This is a genomic window from Xanthomonas bromi (assembly GCF_900092025.1).
In the GTDB taxonomy this organism is placed as follows: domain Bacteria; phylum Pseudomonadota; class Gammaproteobacteria; order Xanthomonadales; family Xanthomonadaceae; genus Xanthomonas; species Xanthomonas bromi.
In genome coordinates this window covers 162,171-168,544 of sequence record NZ_FLTX01000027.1, presented here as the reverse complement: position 1 = coordinate 168,544, position 6,374 = coordinate 162,171, and the positions used below count along the sequence as shown (strand labels likewise).

The 6,374-nt window shown below is 59.4% G+C and carries 3 protein-coding genes and 1 pseudogene; 2 read left to right on the top strand and 2 right to left on the bottom strand.

Annotation, left to right across the window (positions count from 1 at the left end; all coding sequences use genetic code 11):
* Positions 1–22 precede the first annotated feature (22 nt).
* Together XBLMG947_RS09790 and XBLMG947_RS21455 are read left to right on the top strand one after the other, a co-directional pair.
* A pseudogene (locus tag XBLMG947_RS09790) lies at positions 23–2,437 on the top strand (pyridoxal-phosphate dependent enzyme).
* Positions 2,434–3,156, top strand: coding sequence for a GNAT family protein (locus XBLMG947_RS21455; RefSeq protein WP_083992996.1), 723 nt, complete (start codon positions 2,434–2,436; stop codon positions 3,154–3,156). The pseudogene XBLMG947_RS09790 and the gene XBLMG947_RS21455 overlap by 4 nt, the downstream one beginning before the upstream one ends.
* A 96-nt stretch (positions 3,157–3,252) precedes the next feature.
* Here the strand turns inward: XBLMG947_RS21455 and XBLMG947_RS09780 are convergent, their stop codons facing one another.
* Both XBLMG947_RS09780 and XBLMG947_RS09775 read right to left on the bottom strand, forming a co-directional pair.
* A complete protein-coding gene (locus XBLMG947_RS09780; protein ID WP_245228141.1) occupies positions 3,253–4,071 on the bottom strand; it encodes an IS5 family transposase in 819 nt (272 codons plus the stop codon).
* A 542-nt stretch (positions 4,072–4,613) separates the two neighbouring features.
* The gene (locus tag XBLMG947_RS09775) at positions 4,614–6,119 is read right to left on the bottom strand and encodes a GGDEF domain-containing protein (RefSeq protein WP_181093181.1); all 1,506 of its coding nucleotides are present in this window, start codon (positions 6,117–6,119) and stop codon (positions 4,614–4,616) included.
* Positions 6,120–6,374 lie beyond the last annotated feature (255 nt).

Sequence of the window (6,374 nt, the reverse complement as noted above, 5' to 3'; positions counted from 1 at the left end):
CCTTAGCTCAAACAATCGAAGGGTGTGGGCGAAACTGGAGTGTCTGCAGCGTACTGGCTCTTTCAAATTGCGCGGGGCCTATAATGCGCTGCACTTGCTTGCCCCCGGTGCCTCTGTCTATACGGCCTCGGCAGGCAATCATGGGCTGGCAATTGCCACATTGGCGCGTGAACTCGGCTTAAAGGCAAATATCTTCGTACCGTTGACCGCTTAGGAAATCAAGATTCGTCGGCTGCGGGCAGTGGGGGCGCGAATCGTGCAGGGAGGTAGCGATGTCTCTGAGGCCTATGTCGCGGCCGATCAGGAGGCACAGGAAAACGGCGGATACTATATCTCACCGTTTGACCACCCTGACGTGGTCGCCGGCCAAGGTTCACTGGCGCTGGAAATCGCTGAACAGGACGACCGGCGGTTTGATCACATCCTGCTGCCATTTGGCGGTGGCGGCCTGCTCACTGGTTTCGGCTGTGCGGCCGCCAGGCTATGGTCGGAGACAAGGTTGCATGGAGTGCATCCGGCTACTTTCGGTCGGAACCTGGATAAAGGCTTCGATGGTCAGCAGATGCTTAAACGCGTCATGCCCACGCTTGCCGATGGCCTTGCGATCGAGCACGAACCAGACAACTGGCTGTGGCCGTTGATACAGACATTGGCACCCACTTTTCACGCAGTGCCCGAAGAGCGCATCAAGACCAGCATGATGACGCTCTTGCATCAGGAAAGCATCCTGTCCGAGGGAGCAGGGGCCATCGCCTTGGCGCCCTTGCTGTTCGACGAGAGCCCGACTCTGGAAGGCGATATTCTGGTTCTTGTCAGTGGTGGCAATATTTCTGTTCCGCTGCTGGCGAAAGCCATGACTACCGTCATCGAAGACCAGAAACTGCGCAAGATAAACGGCCTGAGAGCAAGCACACTCGGCATTGAGCTATCGGCCTCCGCGTCAGGTAATACATGTCAGAGCGTCGAAAAAGCCAGTACTTGCAGTACGGCGCCAACCAGCGAGGCCACGCTCCTGTCGATGTGGCTGCAATTGGTAGATCGTGTGGAGCAAGCCTTGAACGAGTTACAAGCAACCCTGCAGCAACACCTGTCGTTTGCCCTGCGCGAGTCGTTACCCGTAGACCCCCTGGTTGAAAGCTTCATGGGCGATGCGCTGGACATCAGCCGTAAAATGATCAGAAGTTGCCGCAGCCCGGGTCTGGACGGGCGTCAGGTCGCGCAGCGATATCGCTTGTTGATTCAGCAGTTCGGACTCGCCCGCTCAGCATTGAACTGGTGCAGTGCAAGTACAGATCAAAGCACAGAGATCATGTTTTTCGATCCTGCGGACCTGCAAACCAGCTCGGTGAACTACGAACGCTATGGTTCGGTGGCCCTGCGCGAACTTGAATTGAACTTGGTGCGTGCGATCGGCTTCGGCGGTGGAGTACTCACAGCGTTGCTAACCTCCAGCGGCCAAGCGGCCTACTCGACGCTGGAAAGCTTTCTTTTACGCGAAGTCTTTCCAAAGCATCCGGAAGCAGCCCGCGTAGCAAGGGTCCCCTATCTATACTTTGAGGCGCTGGAACAACTGGAAGCACTCCCGCAGGTTTCAATGACGATCGCGGAGGACTGGAGTGTAAAGGCGTTGATCGAGTGCGTGGAGCGCACTGACAGCCATGTTGTGTTCGCGGATCCCATGGCTAATATCGGTGAATTGCCCTGCTTTGATTTTCAAGCGCTGGCCAACGCTTTGCGGACCCGCGACTGGCGAAACCGCTGGCTGGTTATCGACGGCACCATGATCTCCGGTGGCTTCAACCCTTTCACGCTATTCGATGCGCCAAATCACCCGCACATCCTGTACTTCGAGAGCGGTAGCAAATACCTGCAGTTGGGTCTGGATCTGCAAATGCTCGGCGTCATTGTTTGCAACGAGCAACATGCGCCTGCCCTTGCCCGGCATCGACGCAACCTCGGCACTGGCCTGTACCAGAATCAGGTAGCGCGCTTTCCGTTGTTCGACCGAGAGCAGCTTTTGCAACGTATGCAGCGTTTGACGCGCAACGCAGAACATCTGGCGGCTTCACTGGATGCCATCGAGCACCCACGCACTCAAGTGCGTGTCGCCTATCCGCGCGACTGGCGCGAGCGCCAGTGGAACCATGGTGGAGGTGTCGTCGCCATCACGTTCGGCGAGCCGGGTTTGAATAATCGGCATTGCCTGGAGGGATTGATCGAACTCATTATCAACAGCTGCCGAAGCGCTGGCGTATCGATCACCAAAGGCGTGAGCTTCGGTTTTGGCGTTACCCGTATTTCAGCGGCTGCGGCAATAGCGGAGTCAACAGACCCCTTCTTGCGTTTCTCGATGGGTGAAGAAACCAGCGAGCAGCTGGAACAGCTGGTCGCCTGCGTTACCCAGTCCATCTACATCTTTCTGGAAACCTTCGAATGAACCTCGACATCAGCGCCGATACCGCATTGATCCGTGCAAGCTTACAGACGCGTGCTGGGTTATTGACGCTGCGCGATGCGGCTGCGCAAGACGCCGACGCCTTTGTCGAGTATTGGACAGGTAGTCCGGCGTCCTACCTGGAAATATTAGGCGTGGATACAGCGCGCTTGGGCGATGCGCAGCAAGTTCGTGAGCGCTTTCTGCGCAACATGCCCTCCAGCGAGCCGCTCATACAATCAACCCTTATTTACTCGTTGTATCTTAATGATACTCTGATTGGTTGCAGCAATATCAATCGATACGACGCTCAGGAGAATTACGTGCATCTGCACATCTATCGTAAAGCTTTGCGTCAAGCGGTAGGTCAAGGTCCGAAACCACAAGCAACCGGAGGTGGCATAGCGGCTTGTCTCATAGGTGTGGGCATAGCGTATTGTCTGGAGAATTTTGACTTGGAGCGTCTGGTTCTCCAGACGCGCACTCGAAACAAACTGATCAACCGTGCGCTAGATCTGTATCTGCCAGCTTCCAACACGTGCTATTTCGAAAAACCTGATGGTCTTTCCGCGCCTGGAAATTTTCAAGTCCGCTTCGCTTATAAAGGTCAGCACCATTTTTACCAAGAGCGAGCGCAGGCATTGTCCAGACAAGAGAACACAGCTGAAACGAATAATGACTTGCTCGAAAATACCGCGTTGGGGAGTCTGCAAAATTTTTAGGCAAGGTCTGAACAACGTTACAGACCACATGAATTCCGCCATCTTGAACACCAGGGGCGCGCAAAGCGGGTTTGCCCGACGATGTTTTGCGCTTATCTAGGGATTTATCCCACGCCAGGCAGCATTACCCTCTGGCCGGCAGCAACTGCCGGTGCACCATCCATAAATTGGAGAGCGTGAACAAGGTCGGGACCTGCGCCGTGTTCTTGACCAGCCGCGATAGCGGCCCTTGGTGTCGTCGAACTGGCGCTTGATCACCCGGAATGGATGCTTGACCTTCGCGCGCACGCTGGCCTTGACGTATTCCCAACGCTGTTCCCGAGCGCGCTCGCGTTTGTTGCCGATGCCTTGAATCGTCGAGGGCCTGGCGGCGATAAAGAATGCAGCCTTGCGCGCCTGCAGTTCTTCGCGTTTGGCCGCGCCGATGTAGCTGCTGTGCCGAACACGCTGTCTTCCTTGCCATGCAGCAACGCGTGCGTCACCGTGACATCGGCGATATTGGCAGCCATGCAGCGGACCTGGTGCAACACCCCGGAATTCATCCACGCCGATGTGCGCCTTCGTCCCCAAATGTCCTTGATTGCCCCTCCTGGTCTGATGCATTGCAGGGTCGCGCGCGTGGTCGGCATTCTTGGTTGAACTGGGCGCAGCGGTCAGCGTCGCATCGATGATCGTTGCCGCCCGCAGGCTCCGGCCATGCCGCGCCAGAGGCGCGTTGACGGCGTCCAGCATCCGTGCAGCAAGCTGATGGGTCTCCAGCAGACGCCGAACGCTGAGAATCGTGGCCTTGTCCGGAACGTCGTCCAAGCCGCCGAGCTGGGCAAAACGCCGCAGGGTTGGGATCTCGTGCAATGCCTCTTCCATCGCCGGATCGCTCAACGGGTACCAGTGCTGCAACAGATGAATCCGCAACATCGTGGCCAGCGCGTACGGCTGCCGCCCCGGCCGCCCTGACGCCGGATATGCGGCTCGATCAGAGCAATCAAGGCGTCCACGGAACGATGCGCTCCATCTCGTCCAGGAAGATCTCGCGCCGGGTCTGCTTGCGCTTGCCCAGGCCTTCAGCATCACCGAACGTCAGTTGCATGGATGCCTCCTCACTCCGAACCGGTAGCGTCGCGTATTTGTGGCGCGTTGTTCAGAGGTTCCCTGACGTGGGGAGGAGGTCAGCTCATGCAGATGTGCACAACCGTTTTGAGGAGCGGCCGGTCGCTGCTTTATCCAGAAAGGCCATCAGTGCGCTCAGACGACGGCAGGTTTTCGTCAGCGCGGCGCCACGAGCGTAGCGGGTATTGTCCGTGGTTGGATGGAGCGCGCGCCGTGCGCGCGGCACCTGTGGCCGCCGTACACGCAACGCGCCCGGTGCGCGAGCTGTGTCTGCGTTCCCTGGATCGGTGACCTCCACCTCGCAACAGCAGCGTGACCTCCAAGGCAAGCCGCCCGCACCGTCTGCATGTCTACGCCGACGTGCGATTCCGTCCCTTCTGCTTGGCGCGATACAGCGCCGAATCGGCATCGTGCACGATGGCGTTGGGACTCAAGGGCGCCTCGCCCGGTTCGAACGTCGCCGCGCCAATACTCACCGTGACATGCGCACTGGTGGGGCTGGACAGGTGCATCAGGCCGAGCTCGGCAACCGCATTGCGCATGGCGTCGGCCAGGCGCAGCGCGCCGGTAGCATCGGTGTGCGGCAGAATCATCCCGAATTCTTCGCCGCCGTAGCGCGCGGCCACGTCTTCGCTGCGTCGCGAGCAGCCGGCAATGGCGCCCGCAATCAAACGCAGGCAGGCATCGCCGTTCACGTGACCATAAGCGTCGTTGTAGAGCTTGAAGTGGTCGACATCGATCATCAGCACCGACAACGGCACTTGCAGGCGTACCGCTTCCTGCAGCGCGTGCGATAGCCGGTGGTCGAAGGCGCGGCGGTTGGCGATGCCGGTCAATGCATCTACCCAGGCTTCGGTGCTCAGCTTGGCTTCGTTGCGATGCATGCGACGCAGTTGCAGGTCCAGCCAGATCCCCACGCCCAACAGCAGCGCGCAGCCCAGCGCCGCCACCACGATGCGCTGGCGTGCCGTTTCCCGCCAGGTCGCCAACGCATCGTCGACCGAGACGCCGGTCAGCACGGTCAGCGGATACGGCCGCGCCGGCGCAAAACTGGAGATGCGCTCCACGCCGTCGATCGGCGAGCGATAGGTGGCTGTGCCGTGCTTGCGTGTGCGCAAGGTCGCGTAGATCGAGGTACCCGCGATCGAGGTGCCGATCACGCCCTGTTTGTCGGGTCTGCGCACGATCACGATGCCATCGTCGTTGGTCATGCCGATGGTGCCGTGCGGGCCGACTTCAAAGGTGCTGTAGTAATTCTGGAAATACTTCAGCTGCAGCGTGACCAGCACCACGCCGGCGAAATCGCCAGTGGGGGTGTTGAGGCGGCGGCTCAACGTCAGCACCCAGGAGCCATCCGAACGGCTTTGCACGGGCGGGCCGACCAACGACAAGGCATCGCGATGGTCGCGGTGATATTTGAAATAGGCGCGGTCGGCGTTGTTGTGTGTCCGGGGGGTGCTGTCCAGCGACGAGCTCACCCAGCTGCCGTCCGCTGCATAGATGAAGATGCCATGCAGGCGATCCGAGCGGCGCGCTTCGCGCACCAGAAACGCATGCATTGCCGAACGTGCGGCGGTCGAGCTCTGGTCGTGTTCGACCCGCGCCACCAGCCCGGACAACACCGCGTCTGCGATGGACAAGGTGTCGCTGGCATGCTGCGCCAGCGAATTGGCCAAGTTCAATGACTGCGCCTGAGCGCTCCCCAGCGCGGTTGCGCGCTCTTCGTGGATGGACCAGTATTCCGAACCGAGCAGTAGCAGGCAGGACGCAGTCAGCACGAAATGCAGCGCGATGCGCTGTGCACGTTGCCGCCACCGCTTGGTTGTTGACGTCACTGTGGCTACCTGTCTGGACATCAAGGCGATGCAACCGGCGTGCCAGCCTACGCGTCGCGGGCCGCGCGGTTAGGTGCGAAGTAGCGCGCAATGACGGATCTGTGATTGATGCCTCACCCAGCACGCAACAGCCCGCTTGCGCACGCGCCTGCAAGCCATGCTGCTGCATCAGCGCTCGCTGTGCATGCGTCAACAACCGCCGCCAGATTGAGTGAAAGCCAGCTCGACTGCGGGTGCATAACGGACTGCGTGGTATCCCAGGCATTGAACATGCTG